Annotated in this window: 16 protein-coding genes and 1 pseudogene; 9 read left to right on the top strand and 8 right to left on the bottom strand. The window is 70.8% G+C overall.

Translation table 11 applies throughout. The features are described 5' to 3' along the window. Positions 1–5: 5 nt before the first annotated feature. The 3 genes and pseudogenes from AB0M56_RS04605 (at position 6) to AB0M56_RS04595 (ending at position 4,476) form a co-directional block, all read left to right on the top strand. Positions 6–1,459 (top strand): annotated as a pseudogene (locus AB0M56_RS04605) (aldehyde dehydrogenase family protein). Positions 1,460–1,501: 42 nt separating this feature from the next. After that, on the top strand, positions 1,502–2,779 hold the full coding sequence (locus AB0M56_RS04600) for an aromatic acid/H+ symport family MFS transporter (protein ID WP_364171059.1): 1,278 nt from the start codon (positions 1,502–1,504) through the stop codon (positions 2,777–2,779). Between the two features lie 200 nt (positions 2,780–2,979). After that, positions 2,980–4,476 (top strand): alkaline phosphatase family protein, encoded by a 1,497-nt coding sequence (locus AB0M56_RS04595; RefSeq protein ID WP_364171058.1) that lies wholly within the window; start codon positions 2,980–2,982, stop codon positions 4,474–4,476. A gap of 21 nt (positions 4,477–4,497) precedes the next feature. On the opposite strand, the gene AB0M56_RS04590 is transcribed toward AB0M56_RS04595, so the two are convergent. Both AB0M56_RS04590 and AB0M56_RS04585 read right to left on the bottom strand, forming a co-directional pair. Next, on the bottom strand, positions 4,498–4,893 hold the full coding sequence (locus AB0M56_RS04590; protein ID WP_364171057.1) for a nuclear transport factor 2 family protein: 396 nt from the start codon (positions 4,891–4,893) through the stop codon (positions 4,498–4,500). A 117-nt stretch (positions 4,894–5,010) separates the two neighbouring features. Continuing rightward, positions 5,011–5,280, bottom strand: a complete 270-nt coding sequence (locus AB0M56_RS04585) for a CHAP domain-containing protein (protein ID WP_364171372.1) — start codon at positions 5,278–5,280, stop codon at positions 5,011–5,013. A gap of 131 nt (positions 5,281–5,411) precedes the next feature. Here AB0M56_RS04585 and AB0M56_RS04580 point away from each other — a divergent pair, with 131 nt between their 5' ends. Then, entirely contained in the window at positions 5,412–6,377 is a 966-nt protein-coding gene (locus AB0M56_RS04580; RefSeq protein WP_364171056.1) for a DUF3152 domain-containing protein, read from the top strand. A gap of 84 nt (positions 6,378–6,461) precedes the next feature. Here the strand turns inward: AB0M56_RS04580 and AB0M56_RS04575 are convergent, their stop codons facing one another. Both AB0M56_RS04575 and AB0M56_RS04570 read right to left on the bottom strand, forming a co-directional pair. Then, complete coding sequence (locus AB0M56_RS04575) at positions 6,462–6,839, bottom strand: hypothetical protein (protein ID WP_364171055.1); 378 nt, start codon at positions 6,837–6,839, stop codon at positions 6,462–6,464. A gap of 139 nt (positions 6,840–6,978) precedes the next feature. Then, positions 6,979–7,818 carry a sigma-70 family RNA polymerase sigma factor gene (locus tag AB0M56_RS04570; protein ID WP_364171054.1) on the bottom strand — a complete coding sequence of 280 codons (840 nt, stop codon included), beginning with the start codon at positions 7,816–7,818 and terminating at the stop codon, positions 6,979–6,981. A 76-nt stretch (positions 7,819–7,894) separates the two neighbouring features. Here AB0M56_RS04570 and AB0M56_RS04565 point away from each other — a divergent pair, with 76 nt between their 5' ends. Beyond that, entirely contained in the window at positions 7,895–8,548 is a 654-nt protein-coding gene (locus AB0M56_RS04565; protein WP_364171052.1) for an NAD(P)H-dependent oxidoreductase, read from the top strand. Positions 8,549–8,626: 78 nt separating this feature from the next. On the opposite strand, the gene AB0M56_RS04560 is transcribed toward AB0M56_RS04565, so the two are convergent. The 3 genes from AB0M56_RS04560 to AB0M56_RS04550 form a co-directional block, all read right to left on the bottom strand. Then, positions 8,627–11,284 (bottom strand): exo 1,3/1,4-beta-D-glucan glucohydrolase, encoded by a 2,658-nt coding sequence (locus AB0M56_RS04560; protein ID WP_364171050.1) that lies wholly within the window; start codon positions 11,282–11,284, stop codon positions 8,627–8,629. Between the two features lie 221 nt (positions 11,285–11,505). After that, the gene (locus AB0M56_RS04555; protein WP_364171048.1) at positions 11,506–12,429 is read right to left on the bottom strand and encodes an acetamidase/formamidase family protein; all 924 of its coding nucleotides are present in this window, start codon (positions 12,427–12,429) and stop codon (positions 11,506–11,508) included. A gap of 236 nt (positions 12,430–12,665) precedes the next feature. Further along, positions 12,666–13,502, bottom strand: a complete 837-nt coding sequence (locus AB0M56_RS04550; protein ID WP_364171047.1) for a DUF4436 family protein — start codon at positions 13,500–13,502, stop codon at positions 12,666–12,668. Between the two features lie 101 nt (positions 13,503–13,603). On the opposite strand from AB0M56_RS04550, the gene AB0M56_RS04545 reads away from it, so the two are divergent. Genes AB0M56_RS04545 through AB0M56_RS04535 form a run of 3 tightly spaced genes read left to right on the top strand, consistent with a single transcriptional unit; the run spans position 13,604 to position 15,995 of the window. Further along, on the top strand, positions 13,604–14,662 hold the full coding sequence (locus AB0M56_RS04545; RefSeq protein ID WP_364171045.1) for an agarase: 1,059 nt from the start codon (positions 13,604–13,606) through the stop codon (positions 14,660–14,662). Then, positions 14,655–15,212 carry a TetR/AcrR family transcriptional regulator gene (locus AB0M56_RS04540; RefSeq protein WP_364171043.1) on the top strand — a complete coding sequence of 186 codons (558 nt, stop codon included), beginning with the start codon at positions 14,655–14,657 and terminating at the stop codon, positions 15,210–15,212. The genes AB0M56_RS04545 and AB0M56_RS04540 overlap by 8 nt, the downstream gene beginning before the upstream one ends. 36 nt (positions 15,213–15,248) lie before the next feature. Further along, entirely contained in the window at positions 15,249–15,995 is a 747-nt protein-coding gene (locus AB0M56_RS04535; protein WP_364171041.1) for a dienelactone hydrolase family protein, read from the top strand. A 44-nt stretch (positions 15,996–16,039) separates the two neighbouring features. Here the strand turns inward: AB0M56_RS04535 and AB0M56_RS04530 are convergent, their stop codons facing one another. After that, positions 16,040–16,303, bottom strand: a complete 264-nt coding sequence (locus AB0M56_RS04530; RefSeq protein WP_364058448.1) for a GlsB/YeaQ/YmgE family stress response membrane protein — start codon at positions 16,301–16,303, stop codon at positions 16,040–16,042. Between the two features lie 267 nt (positions 16,304–16,570). On the opposite strand from AB0M56_RS04530, the gene AB0M56_RS04525 reads away from it, so the two are divergent. Further along, positions 16,571–17,812, top strand: coding sequence for a carboxylate--amine ligase (locus tag AB0M56_RS04525; RefSeq protein WP_364171040.1), 1,242 nt, complete (start codon positions 16,571–16,573; stop codon positions 17,810–17,812). The last annotated feature ends 7 nt before the right edge of the window (positions 17,813–17,819 follow it).

Below are 17,819 nucleotides of genomic sequence, written 5' to 3'. Positions count from 1 at the left end.
GCCCGCTGCTCGGCGGGGTCCGTTGGCAGGGAAGGATCCTCTCCGGCGGCTGGGTGCCCGGGTCCGGCGGCGAGTACGACTCCGTGGAACCGGCGACGGGCCAGGTGCTCGCGCGCGTCGGCGCCGCGTCGGCCGCCGACGTGCCCCAGGCGGCCGAGACCGCGCATCGCGCGCAGCAGGAGTGGGCCGCGCTTCCCTACGACCAGCGCGCCCGGGTGCTGCGCCGCGCGGCGCGGCTGTTCGAAGATCACGCCGACGAGATCGATGAGTGGCTCGTGCGCGAGTCCGGGGCCACGCGGCCGTTCGCGCGGTTCCAGACGGGCGCGGTCGCGGCCGAGGAGTGCCACGAGGCCGCGGCACTGGCGGCCCACCCGTACGGCGAGCTGCTGCGCTCCAACCAGCCGCGGCTGTCGATGGCTCGGCGAGTCCCGGCCGGGGTCGTCGCCGTGATCTCGCCGTTCAACGCGCCGATCATCCTCTCGATCCGCGCGATCGCGCCCGCGCTGGTGCTGGGCAACGCCGTGCTCATGAAGCCCGATCCGCGCACGGCCGTGTGCGGCGGCGTGGTGCTGGCCCGGGTCTTCGAGGAGGCGGGCCTGCCCGAAGGTCTGTTCCACCTCCTGCCGGGTGGGGTCGACGTCGGCGGGGCTCTCGTGGAGGATCCGCTGGTGCGCGTGATCGCGTTCACCGGCTCCACGCGCGCGGGCCGGCAGATCGCCGCGGCGGCGGGGGAGCGGCTCAAGCGCGTCCACTTGGAACTGGGCGGGAACTCGGCACTGGTCGTGCTCGACGACGTCGATGTCGAGCAGGCCGTGTCCGTCGGCTCGTTCGGCTCGTTCAACCACTCCGGGCAGATCTGCATGGCCACCAGCCGCCACCTCGTGGCGGAGAAGATCGTCGCCGACTACGCGGCCGCGCTCGCCGAGCACGCCGCCCGCCTGCCCGTGGGCGACCCGGCCCGGGCCGACGTCGCCGTCGGCCCGGTCATCGACGCCGGGCAGCGCGACCGCATCCACGAGATCGTGACGAGCAGCGTCGACGCGGGCGCGAAGCTGGCTGCCGGCGGCACGTTCGAGGGCCTCTTCTACAGCCCGACGGTGCTCACCGATGTCCCGCTCACCGCGCCGGCGTACGCCCAGGAGATCTTCGGGCCGGTGGCCCCGGTCGTGCCGTTCTCCACAGTGGACGAGGCGGTCCGCCTGGCCGGCGGTACCGGATACGGGCTGTCACTCGGCATCCTGACCCGGGACGTCTCGAAGGGGCTCGCGCTCGCCGAGCGGATCCCGTCCGGGCTCGCGCACATCAACGACCAGACCGTGAACGACGAGGCGCTCGCGCCGTTCGGCGGGGTCGGCGAGTCGGGCACGGGCTCGCGCCACGGTGGTGCGCGGGCCTGGAGGCGTTCACCGAGACCCAATGGGTCACCGTGCGCGGTGACCTCCCGCGCTATCCCTTCTGACGCACCGGTTCCCCAGTCCCCTCCGACGACGCAGGTGATGACATGACGGTCTCCTCCCCGATCGACCCCCGGGCCAAGTACGCGCGCTGGGTCGCCCCGCTCTGCTGGACGGCGGTGGCGCTCGAAGGGTTCGACCTCGTGGTGCTGGGTGTGGTGCTGCCCGCGCTGCTCAAGGTCCCGAGCTGGGGCCTGGACCCCAACTCGGCCTCGCTGATCTCCGTGGTCGGCCTCCTCGGCGTGGCCGTGGGCGCGCTCACCATCGGCCCCGTGAGCGACCTGTTCGGCCGCCGCGGCACGATGCTGCTCACGGTCACGAGCTTCTCGGTGTTCACGTTGCTGTGCGCGGTGGTCGACGGCCCCTGGCTGTTCGGGCTGCTGCGCTTCCTCGCCGGGCTCGGCCTCGGCGGCGTGCTGCCGACCGCGCTCGCGCTGATCACCGAGTACGCCCGCGTGGGCCGCGGCGGCAGCTCCACCACGGTGCTCATGACCGGTTACCACGTGGGCGCGGTGCTCACCGCGTTGCTCGGGATCCTCGTGGTGGAGCGGTATGGCTGGGAGTGGATGTTCGTGATCGGCGCCGCTCCGGCGGTGGTCCTCGTGCCGCTGATGGTGAAGTTCCTGCCGGAGTCGGCCGAGTTCCTCAAGGCGCGGGGTACCCGCGCGGCCCGGCCGCCGCGCGAGCGCAACCCGATCGGCATCCTCTTCCGCCACGGCTACGGGCGCGCGACCATCGCGTTCTGGGTCACGTCGTTCATGGGGCTGTTGCTCGTGTACGGCCTCAACACCTGGCTGCCGCAGATCATGCGCGAGGCCGGCTACGAGCTCGGCGCGGCGCTCGCCCTGTTGCTGGTGCTCAACGTCGGCGCCGTGATCGGCCTGCTGATCGGCGGCCGTGTCGCCGACCGCCTGGGCTACCGCCGTTCCACCATCGTCTGGTTCGCCGCGGCGGCCGTGTTCCTCGCGCTGCTGAGCATCAAGCTGCCCGGCTTCAGCGTGTACGTCGGCGTGCTGCTCGCGGGGATCTTCACCTTCAGCGCGCAGGTGCTCGTGTACGTCTACGTCGCCCGCGTCTATCCGGCGGCCGCCCGCGGCACGGCGCTGGGCGCGGCCAGCGGCATCGGGCGCTTCGGCGCGATCTCCGGCCCGCTCGTCACCGGCTTCCTGCTCACGGCCGGGCTGGCCTACCCGTGGGGCTTCTACCTCTTCGCCGTCGTCGCGGCCATCGGCGCGGTCGCCATCACGATCGTCAACCGCGATCCGGCGCCGGACGCGCCGCTGGAGGTGACGGCGGAGGAGGCACCGGGCGCCCGCACGGACTGACGGCGGCCGACCCGGGTCGGCCCGGGCCGAAAATCCTCTGTGGACGGTTGTCCTCGGTGCCCGAAGGGGGCTGATCACCCTTCTCGGCGGGCGTTCAGCGGAAGTTCAACCGGAGGCCACCGGTCGGATCACTCAGGGCTCAACCGCGGCCGAAAGCTTGTCGGAGCTCCCACCGTGCCCCGAAGCCGGAAGGATTTCCGATGACCGAGACCCCGGACAACACCCCCGAGAGAACCGGGCTGACCCGCCGCAGGCTGTTCGGCGCCGCCGCGGCCGGTGGGCTGGCCGCGGCGGCCGCCGTACTCCCGCCGAACGTCCGCGGCGCGCTCGCGTCCCCGCCCCCGTCCGGCGGGCACCTGGGCGACATCGAGCACGTCGTGTTGCTGATGCAGGAGAACCGCAGCTTCGACCACTACTTCGGCACGCTGTCCGGGGTGCGCGGGTTCGACGACCCGCACGCGCTGCGGCTGCCGGGTGGCAGTTCGGTGTTCCACCAGCCCGACCCGTCGCACCCGGACGGCTACCTGCTGCCGTACCGCCTGAACACGAAGATCACCGCGGCGCAGGCGATCCCGTCGACGAGCCACGCGTGGAGCGTGCAGCACCAGGCGTGGAACAACGGCAAGATGGACAACTGGCTGCCGGCGCACCTCGCGGCCGACGGCGTCACCAAGGGCCCGTACACGATGGGCTACTTCACGCGCGAGGACATCCCGTTCCAGTACGCGCTGGCCGACGCGTTCGCCATCTGCGACGCCTACCACTGCTCGGTGCTCGGCCCGACCTGGCCGAACCGCTACATGTGGCTCTCGGGCACTATCGACGCCGACGGCCAGTACGGCGGCCCGTCGCTGGAGACCGGCAACGTCCCCAACGGGCACTTCACCTTCAAGACCTACCCCGAGCGGCTTACGGAAGCGGGCGTCAGCTGGAAGGTCTACCACTCGCCGGGCGGCGCGACCGGGCTCCCGCCGTTCAACGCGATCAAGGCCTACGCCGACGCCAAGCCGGGCGACCCGCTCTACGACAACGCGATCGCGCCGTCGCCGCTGGGCCAGTTCGAGTACGACGCGCTGCACGACCAGCTGCCCACCGTGAGCTGGCTGCTGCCGCCGAGCGCCGCCGACGAGCACCCCGCGCACCTGCCGGCCGCCGGCGCCCAGTTCGTCGCCGGCAAGATCGACGCGATCGCCGCCAACCCGGAGGTCTGGGCCAAGACGGTGTTCATCCTGTCCTACGACGAGAACGACGGCCTGTTCGACCACGTCCTGCCGCCGACCCCGGAGCCCGGCACCCCCGGCGAGTTCGTCTCCGGCACCTCGCCCAGCGGTGTCAAGGGCGGCGGCCTGCCGACGGGGCTGGGCTACCGCGTGCCGTGCATCGTCGTCTCGCCGTGGACCGCCGGCGGCTGGGTGAGCTCGGAGCTGTTCGACCACACCTCGCAGCTGCGCCTGCTGGAGAAGGTGACCGGCGTCGCCGAGCCGAACATCAGTGACTGGCGCCGCCGCACCGTCGGCGACCTGACCTCGGTCTTCCGCTTCCACGACGCGAGCAAGCACGCGCCGGTCCTGCCCGATACCCAGGGGCAGTACAACCTGGCCCAGTACGAGGTGGCGCAGCTGCCGAAGCCGGCCGCGCCCACCGGCGGGCAGGAGGTGCCGCACCAGGAACGGGGTCATCGCCCGCGGGTGCGCTGAACCCGCGTCCGGGTCGTCCGGTCAGGTGACTGTGTCCCCGTGCCGGTGGGCCACGCGCCACGCTCCATCTTCGCGGCGGTAGACCTGCGTCGCCCGCAGGGTGTACGTGCGTGGCTCACCGTTCACGGACACCGTGGTGTGCTCGAATCCCGTGGTGTAGGCCATGTCGCCGACGACGTCGCAGGCCAGCAGTTCGAAGCGGTAGGCAGTGCAGGCGGAGAAGGTCTCGCCCAGCGCCGTGAAGAGGCCGTCGACCTCGCGCCGGCCGTGGGCGTTGCGCCACGCGCCCAGCACGCTCACGGGCTCGGCCCGCGACCAGATCGCACGCCGGGGCGCCGGGTCTCCGTTGTGCAGCGCGAACTCCGCGTCGTGCACCGTGGTCTCGACCCACGCCAGGAACTCGTCGCGATCGCTCATCGCCTCATGGTGCGCTTCGGCGACGGCGAAAGCGCCGGCCCGGATTTCACAGGGGGTCCGACGCGGACCCGGCCGGACGGCGGGAAAGCGCCGTCCGGCCGAGGGTTCGGGGAACGCTCAGTTGTAGAAGTGGATGTAGCGGAAGTCGCCCTTGTTCAGGTCGTGGACGAGGTAGTGGCCGTCGCCGGCCCAGTTGTAGTCCTCGACCGTGACGGTGGAGCCGTGGACGCTGTCGACGACGGCGACGTGGCCGTAGCGGCCCGCGTCGGTCTGGGCGATGGAGCCCGGGGTGGGCGTGTTGTCGACGCGGTAGCCGTGCTTGCGGGCGTTGTCGTCCCAGTACTTGGCGTCGCCGTAGTTCGAGGCGCTCTCGCCGTGGCGGTCGATGGTGAACGCCGTCGTCCGGAACCGACGAAAGTCGGGGTCACCGCCCGTGACCCGGGCGGTTTGGTCTCAACCTTTCGGCCGTCCCACCCGTTGGACAGGGAGGAACTGTCACCGGAGAGCTGGGGAAGTGCGTGGCGCAGGACGAAACGCGGACGCGGGAACCGTTGCGCGCCTCGTGGAAACCGTTGCCGGAGCGGAGATCCGCGAGAAGGAAGAAGGGCTTCCTGCGCACCTACGGCTGGCGCGTCTACGCGCTGCCGGTCATGGTCGTGCTCACCGTGCTCGTGCTGGTCAACACGGCGACGACCTCGGCCCCGTCGACGGCGGCGCAGCAGCAGGCCCCGACTTCCGGACAAGCTCACGCCGAGTCCCGGTCCGAGTCCTCCGTGGACTCCCTCGAGCCGGGCGTTCCCGAGAACCCGGCGAAGCCGGCCGATCCGAACGCCCCCACCGCCGACCTGCCCGGCGGCGGCCCGTACACGCAGACCGGCCGGGGCAAGTGGCACGTGATCCCCGGCTCCGGCCCGAAGATCGGCACCGGCCGCCTCTACCGCTACACCGTCGAGGTCGAGGACGGCATCGACCCGGCGAGCTACGCCGGCGACGACAGCTTCGCGGCCGCCGTGCAGGGCATCCTGTCCGACCCGAAGAGCTGGACCGCGGACGGCAAGGTCGCGCTGCAGCGGGTGGACGCGAGCGACCCGCACCCGGACTTCCGCGTCAGCCTCTCCACCCCCGACTCCACGCACCGCGCCGACGCCTGCGGGTTTTCCATCACCTACGAGGCTTCCTGCTTCCGCCGCAGCATGCACCGCGTGCTGATCAACCTCTCGCGCTGGGTACGCGGCGCGAAGGCCTTCGGGGCGAACATGACCGCCTACCGGCAGTACGCGATCAACCACGAGGTCGGCCACGCGCTGGGCCACTCCCACGTCGGCTGCGGCGGCACCGGCCGGCCGGCGCCCGTGATGATGCAACAGACCTTCGGCGTCGCCGACGATTACGTCGCCCGCCTCAACAACGTCCCCGGCGGCGACCAGGGCGCCGTGCCGGCCGACCACCGCGTATGCGTCACGAACTCGTGGCCATTCCCCTAAGACCACCGAGCTGTATAACGACCTACACGGCGGCCGACGAGGCAGTGATCAGCACAGAGCGATGACCGGCAAAGCGCGCAGCGATCAGAACGGCGCCGTGGTGCACGCCGGCGGGCCGATTTCCTTCCACTTTCCGTTCTCCCGCGCCAGGAAGCGCAGGCACACGAGCTCGTTCTTCACCACCTGCTGTCCGATGTGGATGACCTGCGCCGCGGTGGTGCCCGAGGATGTCGGCCCGCGGCTCCAGCCGCGCCCGAAGACCTGGAAGTACCCGTACTTCGCCTTGATCGGCTGTTGCCGCAACGCGATGACCTGGTTCACGTACAGGCCGCTTCCGTCCGTGGTGTTGCAGAACGACGCGGTGCAGTTCTTTTCCGTCTTGGCCGACGCGGTGCCCGTGAACAAAGTTGCCGCCACTGCGGACAGCGCGCCGAGCACGGCGATCTTCCTGGTGATGGACATGGTCCCCTCCGGTGTCGCGGTCCACGCCCCTGAACGAAGTGGACCATCCGGCTGAAACGTAGATGATCACCTTCGCTGATGTTGCACTTTGACTCAAAGTGTCACACCATCGTGCGATTACCGCGCGAATGCGGTGCGCTCACGGGAGGACGGCGACCGCCACCTTCGCGAGCCGCTCCGGGTCCGCGATCACCTCGTACGCGGCGACCCGCCCCGCCGTCACCGACACCTTGAGCACGCCCGTCAGCCGGCCGTAGGGCGCCAGCACCAGCCCGACGGTGCCGTCCACCAGAGCGGGCTCCGCGAGGCGCGCGCGGTCGGCGAACGCGGTGGTGCCGCGCGCGACGGCGTCAGCGCCGCGGAGGACCGCGGCGGCGCCGGGCGGCAACGCGGCCGGGTCGGCGTGCCGGACGACGTCGGGTGCGAGCAGTTCGAGCAGCACGGCGAGATCACCGCCGCGGGCCGCGGCCAGGAACGCCTCCACGACCTTCCGGTGCTCACCGACCGCGGACCCGGCCGCGGGAGTGCCGCGTACCCGCAGCCGCGCCCGGCTCGCGAGTTTCTTCGCCGTCGCGGGCGAGCGGTTCAGGATGGGGCCGACGGCGTCGAAGGGCACCGAGAACAAGTCGTGCAGCACGAACGCCACGCGCTCGGCGGGTGCGAGCGTCGCCAGCACCACGAGCAGCGCCCGGCCGACCTCGTCGGCGAGTTCCAGATCCTCCTCCGGACCCGCGACCCCGTGGTCCGGCACCTGCGAGAACGGCGTCTCCCGCCGCGCGCGCAGCAGGTCGAGGCAGATCCGCGAAACGACGGTGGTCAGCCAGGGCGCCAAGTTGTCGACGCCGGACGCCGACGCCAGCCGCAGCCAGGATTCCTGCACGGCGTCCTCGGCTTCGGCCGCCGAGCCGAGCATCCGCCGCGCGAGCGCGCGCAGCCGGGGCCGTTCCGCTTCGAACCGGGCCGCCAGGGTTTCGGGCATCGGTCACCTTTCCTCTTCGTGGTGCGTCGGGGTGGGTGAGTGAGCCCGACCCGCTGGACCTGAGGAGAGGAACCGGATGACCGACATGCTAGCGCCCCTGCTGCGCGTCGACTCGAGCGCCGACGGCGCGGAGTCCGTGACACGGCGGCTGACCTCGCTGTTCGTGCGGCACTGGTGCGGCCAGGTGCGCCACCGCGACCTGGCCGCCGACCCCGTGCCGCCGATCCGCGAGCCTTACGCCCGGCTCGGCCGCCGCGTCGAACGCCGGGGGATCGTGCCGCCGGACGACATCGCCGCGCTGGCCGCCGACGACGCCGAACGCCGCGAATGGGCGCTGACTCTGCCGCTGGTCACAGAGCTGCGCGAAGCCGGCACCGTGCTGCTGGGCGTGCCGATGTACAACTTCTCCGTGCCCGCCGCGCTGAAGGCGTGGATCGACCGCGTGACGTTCCCCGGCGTGTTCGCGAACGCCTTGGGCGACACCAGGTTCGTGGTGATCACGGCGCGCGGCGGCGCGTACGGCCCGGGCACTCCGCGCGAGGGGTACGACTTCCAGGAACCGTACCTGCGGGCGTACCTCACGAACCTGGGCGTCAGCCCCGAAAATCTCGCGTTCGTGCACGCTGAGCTGACGCGCGTCGGCGACATCCCCGCGCTGGCCGGGCTGGAGGACCTGGCGGAGAAATCCCTGGCCCAGGCCGAAGAACGGATTCTCGAACTGGCCGCATGACAGCGCTCATCCCACAGTGCTCATCCCACAGTGCGGGGCGCTCGCGGGAGAAATCCCGCGAGCGCCCCGGCACTCACCTCACGTCAGATCCGAACACTTCACAGCGTCCGGATCTTTCGCTCCGCCTGGCGACCACCTCACGTTCGCGAACGACGCCGAGAACGCGCCGTCGGTGTAGACCAGGAACGGCGTGTTGACGTTCTCGAAGTCGAGCCCGTTCGCGAAGCACGAGAGCGGGATCTTCACCGTCGACTTGCTCCCGGCCGGCAGGTCCGTGAACAGCTTGGTGGCGTTGACCTCCGAGAAGCACGGGTAGACGCAGTGCATGCTCACCACGGTGCGGTTCACCGGTGGCGAGTTCACGATCACGTCGAACTCGAGCGCCCCGTCCGCGTTGGGGTACCCGCGCAGGTCGCTGGTCGCGGGGCTCTGCAGGTACAGCTGTGCCGCGCCGGTGCCGGTCCACGTCGTCTTGAGGCCGTCGGCCTGCACGTTGACGTCGGCCGGAGTCACGGTGATCTCCGGGTGCTCCGCGGTGCCGTCGGGGCCGATCTCGGTGCCGCCCCAGTTCGAGGCCGAGCCGATGTAGCTCTTGTACGGCGCGATGTCCGTGCGGTCGAAGATCGACAGGTCCTCGGTCGCGGTGCCCCCGCCGCCGGTCGACCCGCAGGTCGTCGGGCCCTCGGTCTCGTCGAGCTTCGCCACGGTGGCGCGCTGACCGGTCTTGAGGCCGTAGCCCAGCGCGAACAGCGGGTCGTAGTCCGGGCTCCACGGGTTGAGCGGCGTCTGGCACGCGCTCTTCGGCCACGAGTAGGACAGCTTGCCCTGGTACCCCGTGCCGTCCTTGCCCTTGACCATCATGTCCGCTACGCCGCCGCCCTCGGTGCCGGGCAGCCAGGCCGCCACGAACGCGTCGGAGCGGTTGATCTCCTTGTTCAGGTACAGCGGACGGCCGCCGACGTAGGCGGTGACGACCGGGACACCCTTGCCGCTGACCTTGTCCAGTACGGCGAGGTCCTCGGGGTAGAGCTTCGCGGCCTCCAGCGACTTGCGCTGCAGGTCGCCCACGCCCTCGGCATAAGGCGTCTCGCCGATCACGGCGATCACGGCGTCGTAGCCGGTCGGGTCGACGTCGCCCTTCTCGCTGAAGGTGACGTTGGCGTCGCCGAGGTCTTCCTTGAGCCCGCCGAGGATCGAGGTGGCGTTGGGGAAGTCGGCGTTGGTGTTGCCGGTGCCCTGCCACGACAGCGTCCAGCCGCCGGTCTGGTTCTGGATGCTGTCGGCGCTCTTGCCGACCACCAGCACCTTCGACTTCGGCTTGAGCGGCAGCACGTTGCCGTTGTTCTTCAGCAGCGTCTGCGACTCACGCACGGCGTCGCGGGCGAGCCAGTTGTCCGTGAGCGCCTCGTCGGAGTTGGCGTAGGAGCGGTCCGACGGCTTCTGCTCGTCGAGGATCCCGGCGCGCAGCTTCACGCGCAGGATGCGGGTCACGGCGTCGTCGATCCGCGCCATCGGGATCTGGCCGTCGTTGACCTGCGCGATCGTGTTGGTGATGAACGCCTTCCAGTCGGCGGGCACCATGATCAGGTCGACGCCGGCGTTGATCGCCTGCGGGCAGCTCGCGTTGGTGCAGCCGGGGACCTGGCCGATGCCGTTCCAGTCCGACACGACGAGACCGTCGAAGCCCATCTTGCCCTTGAGGATCTGGTTCAGCGCCTTGTCACTGCCGTGCAGCTTGCCCTCGTTGATCCCGTCCTCGGCGTTGGTCCAGCTGTTGAACGACACCATCACGGTCTGGGTGCCCGCGGCGAGCGCGCCGTAGTAGCCCTGGCCGTGGATGTTGATCATGTCGGCGTCGGACGAGGGGTTCACGCCCTGGTCCTGACCCTTGATCGTGCCGCCGTCGCCGATGAAGTGCTTGGCGGTGGCGATCACGCCGTTGTAGGTGATGCGCTTGGTGGCGCCGTCCTGCAGGCCGTTGATGGCCTCGTAGCCGTAGGCGCGGGCGATGCGCGGGTCCTCGGAGAAGCCCTCGTACGTGCGGCCCCAGCGGTCGTCCTGCACCACGGCGAGCGTGGGGGCGAAGGCCCAGTCCTGGCCGGTGGCGCGGATCTGGCGCGCGGTGGCGTTCTCGACGTCGCGGACCAGGCACGGGTCGTGGGCGGCGCCGAGCGCGATGTTCTGCGGGAAGACGGTGGCGCCGTAGACGTTGTTGTTGCCGTGCACGGCGTCGATGCCCCAGATCACGGGGATCTTCGTGCGGCTGGTCTTCGACGCGCTCCAGTAGGCGTCGGCGAGGTTGAGCCAGTCCTGCTGTGTGGCGTGCTTGTTGCCGCCGGGCCACGAGCCGCCGCCGTTGAGCACCGAGCCGATCGCGTACTGCTTGACCTCGTCGGGGGTGATCGCGTTGATCTCGGGCTGCGTCATCTGCCCGACCTTCTCCTCCAGCGTCATGCCGGAGAGGATCTTCGCGATGCGCGCCTCGTCTTGCGGGTTCTTCTGCATCCTGCTGTCGACCTTCGGCCAGTCCGAAAGGGTCGGCAGGGTCTTCTCGATGCGCGCGCAGCCGTTCTTGTCCAGCGCGGGCTGCCCGATCTCGGGCTGCGCCGCGGCGGGCGTGGCCGGTGCGGCGGGGGCGGGCGCCGCGTTCGCGACGCCGCCGAGGAGGGTGAGGCTCGCGAGCGCGGCGAACGTGGTCCTTCGGGCCCGGGACCACCCGGGGGATCTTCTGGCCATCGACAGTCCGTTCTGCAGAGGGCGGCGGGGACGGGCCCAAAGCGGGCCTTGGCGATCCTGACCGGACAAAGAGGATGGCGTCAAGAGGTCCGGACCCTACGGAAGTCCGTTATTTCTCGACTCGAATTAAGGCGTGATCGCACCTGGGTCACGGATGGACCAGACCAGTGCGCGCCCCGGGCAGACCCGAGTGGCCGCGTAGGCACACTTCGCCGGATCGATCAGCGGATCGCGTCGGCGGGGAGTACGGCGTGCACACCCCAGGTTTGGTTGGCGACCTGGGTGACGCGCAGGTCGACCACCGGGCTCGCGAGCGCCAGCGCGGTGGGGCGGTCGAGGTCGTAGAGCTTCTGCAGCCACGTGAGCATCGCGCCGAGCGCCTCGGCGGTGGCCTCGTTGAGATCGGTGTGGAAGCCGAACGTGATGCGCCCGGCGGGCGTCTCGGCATGGATGCCGGGCACGGGCCGGTCGGTGGTGAGGTCCAGCGTGAGCTCGGTGGTCATCGGGCATTCGATGGCCGTGCCGCCGACCTCGCCGTCGCCCTGGGCCGCGTGCCCGTCGCCGGCGAGCAGCCGCGCGCCGGGGACCGTCACGGGCAGGTACAGCGTCGAGCCCGCCACGAGCCCGCGGCAGTCGATGTTGCCGCCGCCTTCCGGGCGCGGCGGCACCGTGGAGTGGTCGCCCGGCTCGGCCGGCGGCAGGCCGATCACCCCGAGGAACGGCGCCAGCGCCACGGTCTGGCCGCGGTCGTTGGTGCCGGTGCGCTCGCCGGCGTCGAGCTCCCACAGCAGCCGTCCGGGCGGGCCGCCGGCGACGCCGAGCTTGCGCGTGAGCCAGTTGTCCTTCGACGCCGAGACGGTCCAGCCCCAGTCGCCGGGCCGCAGGTCGTCCAGGTGCACGGCGAGCACCGTGCCCGGCTCCGCGCCACGCACGGCGATCGGGCCGGTGAGGCAGTGGCCCCGGCTCGGGTCGATCATCCGTGGCCGCTGCTCGCCGGGTGTGCGCTGGCGTTCCAGGAACCCGTGGCAGTCCAGCGAACCCACCACGACCGTGTCCCCGGGGTCGACGGTCAGGACGGGCTCGGTGTCCCGGTTGAAGACGTCGATCGTGGTTTCACGGGTCGGGTCGAGGTGGTGCCGGGCCATGTGCGCGCTCCCTGGGGTCGGTGCTCGCCCCGGATCGTCGCACGGACACTCGTCCGCCGGCGCCGCCGAGTGAGAAATGCCGCCAGGCGGCCGAGACGTTCGTCGGCGTCGCGGTGGTCGCGGCGCGTCTGGTGGTCGAGTTGCCAGGCCAGGTTCGGAGTGATCACGGTGCGCTCCCTCGTCGTCGGGTGTCGCAGGGGCGACTCACGGGCGAGCGCGAAACAGACAGCTCTTCGCTATCCGGCGCGATTCGCCCGCTCCACGACGGCGCCGGCGACCACCGACGCGAACACGCTCAGCGCCACGATCAGCTCGGCCCACAGGAACGCCGTGTAGTCCAGCAGCGTGCCGATCGGCGGCGACCCCGGAGCGGCGTTGCGGAAGGAGGCCAGCGCGAACAGCGACGCGGCCATGAACCCGAACGCCGGCCACACCAGCCCGCCGCGCCGCGCCACGAGGTGGCGCGCACCGAGCGCCACCGCGACGGCGATCGCCCACATCGCGAACATCATGAACAGCGCGAACACGAGCACGCTCGTCGCGCGGGTGAGGCGGATGTCGAGGCCGCCCGAGCTGTCGGAGCCGGTCACCGCGAGGCCGAACAGGCTGTCGACCTTGTCCACGGTGAGCAGCACCGGCACCGGCTTGCCGTCCTGCACGGCGGCGAACTGGATGTGGCTCTCGTAGCCGTCGAACGGGTAGTCGGTGATCGCGCCGCCCGTCAGCGCGATCGGCAGATCGGCGCTCGCGATCCGCTCGTGGGCGGGGAACGTCTGGTCACCGCGCAGGCTCGAGGAGTTCAGCAACGTGAGGTCACTCGCCGGCGCGACCCCGTCGTCCTCGCCGAGCCGCCCGCGCGGCACCACGAGCACCCGCAACGTCACCTCCCGCGCGACGGCGTCGACCTTCTGCACGGTGGCGTTCACGTCGATCCGGTCGGGTTCCTCCGTGCCGATGGAGTGCCACGTGTCCCCGGCCGTGCGCTCGGCGGAGTGCACCCACACCCCGGCCCCCGCCGCGAGCCCGATGCCCACCAGTACGCCCGCGGCCCAGGCCACGCCTTCCCACCTCATGGCGGTGATGGTGACACCGGCGGTCCCGGCGCGCCCCTCCGCTCACGCAGGCGGGTGACCCCGGACAGCAGGGGAGACGAACCGGTTCGTATCCTCAACCCATGGCGTTCTTCACAGTCATCCGCCACGGCCGATGGACGTTCACGGGGCCGGACGGCGAGCCGTTCCCGTCGATCGGGGTCGCGCACGCGCATGACACGAACCTCCGATACCCGCACAATCAGGACATCTGGCGCACGCGCTACGGCGGCTCGCGCGAGAAGTGGCTTCGCGACGGCCTGGGCGTGGATCTGCGCGCCTGGGGGTTCACCGCGGTCGGCTCGACCGCGGAGTACATCAGCGGCACCGGGCTCGGCGTCACGGGCACCGTCGTGGACCTGGGGCACGCGGAGGACCTGCCGGGGGCGGACGTCGCCGAGGCCGGGTTGCCGTATGTGCAGGCGTTGCGGGTCGCGGAGATCGAGTCGTGGAACGGGCACCCGGCCTACCGCGACCCGCGCTCGCCCGCGTTCGCCGAGTACTGCGACCACCTGGCCCGCACGCTGTGCCGCCCGGAGGATCCGTTGCTGCTCGGGTACTTCCTCGTCGACGGGCCGGCCTGGGCGCGCCACCCGACGGGCGCCGGCTGGCCCGGCCCGCTCGCCGAGACGGCCGAGGCCTACTACGCCACGGCCACCGCGGCGATCCGCCGCCACGACCCGAACCACCTGATCCTCGGTGACCGCTTCGGCACGAAAGCGGGCGCACCGGACGAAGTCCTCGATGCCGCCGCGAAGCACGTCGACGTGCTGTCGGTGCAGACGTTCCCGGGCCCGGGCGCGCTGGACACGGCGCTGGAGACGCTCGAACGCTGGCACACGAGGACCGGCCTGCCGGTGCTCGTCGCCGACACCGGCAACTGGTGCCCCACGCGGCTGAGCCCGCACCGCACCGGCAGCATGCGCGACCAGGCCGACCGCGCCGCCGGGTACGTCCGCACCGCCGAGGCGTTCGCCGCGCTGGACTGGTGCCTGGGCTGGCACTGGTGCGCCTACGTCGAAAACCCGCAGCGTGGCTGGGGCCTGAAGGATCCGTGGGACGAGCCCTACGACGACCTCGTCGGCCCGATCACCGAGGTCAACCGCCGCCTGGCCGCCGCGTGGGCGGTGCGCGGTGCCTGACGCCACCCGCCGCAACCCCCAGACCCACCGCGCGATCCTCGACGCCGCCTGGGACCTCACCGCCGCCGGCGGCTGGGCCGCGGTGAGCGTCGACGCCATCGCCGCGCGCGCCGGCGTCGGCAAGCGCACCGTGTACCGCTGGTGGCCCAGCAAAGCCGCCGTGGTGCTCGAAGCCTTCCTCGACCACGCCCGCGCCAATCCGGTCACCACGCGCGCCACCACCGCCGAAGGCCTGTTGCGCGCCCACGCCCGCCACTTCGCCGACCTCTACGTGGACACGGTGCTGGGCCGCGTCTTCACCGGCCTGCTCGGCGCCGCGCAGCAAGACCCCGACCTCGCCGCCCGCCTCGACGAGCACTGGTTCGAGCCCCGCCGCGCCCCCGTCCGCGCCGCGGTCCGCGAGGTCGTCGGTCCGGACGCCGACGTGGACCTGCTGCTGGACTTGGTCTTCGCGCCGCTGCACTACCGCTTGCTCACCGGCCGCCGCCCGCTCGACCACACCTACGCGGACGCCGTCGTCACAGCGGTCCTGCACGGGGTACTAGGTTGACGATCGAGAGCCAGCAAGCTGATCGACAGGAGTGACATGCGCAAGGAGAAGGTGGACGTCCCGGCCGCCGACGGGGTCGCCGACTCGTACCTGGTCGTTCCCGATGGCGGGCCGCACCCCGGGGTGCTGCTGTTCATCGACGCGTTCGGGCTGCGGCCGCGGATCGAGGAGATGGCGGAGCGCATCGCGGAGGCCGGCTACGCCGTGCTCGTCCCGAACCTGCTCTACCGCGGGGGCCCGGCGCCGCAGATCGACGTGTCGGAGCTGGGCGATCCGGACAAGCGGGGCGAGATCTTCGGCAAGATCATGCCGCTGATCCAGGCCCTGGGTACGGACAACACGATCCAGCGTGACGCCCAGATGTACCTCGACTTCTTCGCGGCGCAGGAAGGTGTCGCGAACGGACCGGTCGTGATCACGGGCTACTGCATGGGCGGCACCAACGCCCTGCGCGTGATCGAGGCGTTCCCCGAGCGCGTCAAGGCGATCGCGGCGTTCCACGCGGGCGGGGTGGTCACGGACGGGCCCGACAGCGCGCACCTGGGCGTCGGCTCGATCACCGGCGAGGTGTACTTCGGGCACGCCGACCAGGACCACTCGATGTCGGCCGAGCAGATCAAGACGCTGGAGGCCGCGCTCGACGAGGCCGGGGTCACCTACCGCTCGGAGGTCTACGAGGGCGCGACCCACGGGTACACCATGACCGACACGGCGGCGTATGACGAGGCCGGCGAGAAGCGGCACTGGGAGAACCTGTTCGCGCTGCTGGAACGCGTGAAGTGAACCACCGGCGGGGCGGCTCGCGAAGAGCCGCCCCGCCCACTGGGTCAGTCCCGGCTGCGGTGGAAGATCATCCGGTAGGCGACGAGGATGATCAGCGCACCGAGGATGGCCAGGCCCCACGTGCGCAGGTCGAAGAACGTGCCCAGCTGCACGTGGAACAGCGTCTTGCCGACCCAGCCGCCCACGAACGCGCCGCCGATGCCGAGCAGGATCGTGATGATGCAGCCGCCGGGGTCCTTGCCCGGCATGAGTGCCTTCGCGATCAGCCCCGCGATCAAGCCCAGCACGATCCAGCTGATGATTCCCATGACTGTCCTCCCGGCCGCGGTGCGGCGTCGAACTCCGGCGCGAACCGCGCGTTCTTGAGCGCACAGGATGGCAGGCACCCGAACGGGTGGCGCGGCGAGTGGACCGGACGTGACCTGGATCTCACCCGGAGGCTCGCGGGCGGCCGGATCGAGAGTATCCACAGTGGACACGCGGCCCGCTCGATCGGCGCGGGGTGCGGACATCTGGGACCGTGGAGGTACAGACCCCGTCCGACCCCCCGCACGCGCCGAACAGAGGAGCGGTCCATGGCCCAGCCCGCACCGGTCACGAAGAATCCCGACAAAGGATATCTGGCCGTGCTCGGCTGGAGTCTCAACGCGGTCGAGGCGCTCGACCGCTTCGACCGCCGCTACGTCGTGGTCGCGCCCGACTGGGCGGAGCAGTACTGCGCGGAACACGACATCCCTTACCTGCCGTGGAACTTCGAGAGACTCAACGACCGGTCGATGGAGATCGCCGAGACCCTGAAGCAGGAAGGGGTCGACGTCGCCATCCCGCTGTTCGAGGAGACGGTGGAGTGGGCCGGCGCGATCAACTCCGTGCTGATGGACAACCCGCGCCTGTTCGGCCAGGCGATGTTGTTGCGGGACAAGGCTTTGATGAAGCGCCGCGCGCAGCTGGGCGGCATCCGTGTCGGCATCTTCGAGGAGGCCCACGCGCGTGACGACGTGGTGCGGTTCCTCAAGCGCGTCAACCAGACGCTGCTCAAGCTCGACGGCGACCCCAACGACCCCATCCACCTCAAGGCGTTCGACAAGGCCGGCTGCCTGGGCCACCGCGTGATCCGCACGCCCGACGAGATCGACATGATTCCGGAGGAGGAGTTCCCCGTCCTCATGGAATCCCACCTCGACGGCTGGGAGTTCGCCGTCGAGGCGTGGATCCACGGCGGGAAGATCAAGTTCCTCAACATCTCCGAGTACGTCACGCTCGGGTACTCGGTGTTCGTGCCCGCGACGCCGGAGCTGGAGCGCTACCGGCCGCAGATCACCGCGCAGATCGAGAAGCTCGTGAAGACCTTCGACATCGAGTTCGGGTTCGTGCACCCCGAGTACTTCGTGACCAGCGACGGCGAGATGTACTTCGGCGAGGTGGCCTACCGCCCGCCTGGCTTCAAGGTTTTCGAGCTGCTCGAACGCGCCTACGGCTTCAACGCCTACCAGGCATTGGCGCTCGCGTTCGACCCGAAGACGACCGAGGAGGAGATCGACGCGTTCTTCCCGCGCGAGGTCGTCGACGCGGCCGGTGTCGCCGGCTGCTTCGGGGTCTACCCTCGGCGGCGGGTCGTCAGCGAACTGAGGATCCCGGAAGAGACCGAAGACGACGACTACTACGAGTCCCACGACCTGTCGGCGCCGCAGGAGGAGACGGTGACCAAGCGGACCGCGTTCGGCACCCACTGGGGACTGCTGTACTTCTTCGGTGACGACGCCTACCGGATGCGCGAAACGCTGAAGAAGCAGGAAGAGCTCGACTTCTACGTCTGAGAATCAG

Origin of the sequence: Amycolatopsis sp. NPDC051372 (genome assembly GCF_040682095.1) — a bacterium.
GTDB lineage: Bacteria > Actinomycetota > Actinomycetes > Mycobacteriales > Pseudonocardiaceae > Amycolatopsis.
This window is presented reverse-complemented; position numbering and strand designations above follow the sequence as displayed.

Bases quoted from the DNA above. Each gene is read 5' to 3' on its own strand.
- AB0M56_RS04535 (WP_364171041.1), top strand. From the start codon at position 15,249: ATGCGCAAGGAGAAGGTGGACGTCCCGGCCGCCGACGGGGTCGCCGAC.
- AB0M56_RS04595 (WP_364171058.1), top strand. From the start codon at position 2,980: ATGACCGAGACCCCGGACAACACCCCCGAGAGAACCGGGCTGACCCGC.
- AB0M56_RS04590 (WP_364171057.1), bottom strand. From the start codon at position 4,893: ATGAGCGATCGCGACGAGTTCCTGGCGTGGGTCGAGACCACGGTGCAC.
- AB0M56_RS04545 (WP_364171045.1), top strand. From the start codon at position 13,604: ATGGCGTTCTTCACAGTCATCCGCCACGGCCGATGGACGTTCACGGGG.
- AB0M56_RS04525 (WP_364171040.1), top strand. From the start codon at position 16,571: ATGGCCCAGCCCGCACCGGTCACGAAGAATCCCGACAAAGGATATCTG.
- AB0M56_RS04570 (WP_364171054.1), bottom strand. From the start codon at position 7,818: ATGCCCGAAACCCTGGCGGCCCGGTTCGAAGCGGAACGGCCCCGGCTG.
- AB0M56_RS04530 (WP_364058448.1), bottom strand. From the start codon at position 16,303: ATGGGAATCATCAGCTGGATCGTGCTGGGCTTGATCGCGGGGCTGATC.
- AB0M56_RS04575 (WP_364171055.1), bottom strand. From the start codon at position 6,839: ATGTCCATCACCAGGAAGATCGCCGTGCTCGGCGCGCTGTCCGCAGTG.
- AB0M56_RS04550 (WP_364171047.1), bottom strand. From the start codon at position 13,502: ATGAGGTGGGAAGGCGTGGCCTGGGCCGCGGGCGTACTGGTGGGCATC.
- AB0M56_RS04600 (WP_364171059.1), top strand. From the start codon at position 1,502: ATGACGGTCTCCTCCCCGATCGACCCCCGGGCCAAGTACGCGCGCTGG.
- AB0M56_RS04555 (WP_364171048.1), bottom strand. From the start codon at position 12,429: ATGGCCCGGCACCACCTCGACCCGACCCGTGAAACCACGATCGACGTC.
- AB0M56_RS04560 (WP_364171050.1), bottom strand. From the start codon at position 11,284: ATGGCCAGAAGATCCCCCGGGTGGTCCCGGGCCCGAAGGACCACGTTC.
- AB0M56_RS04565 (WP_364171052.1), top strand. From the start codon at position 7,895: ATGACCGACATGCTAGCGCCCCTGCTGCGCGTCGACTCGAGCGCCGAC.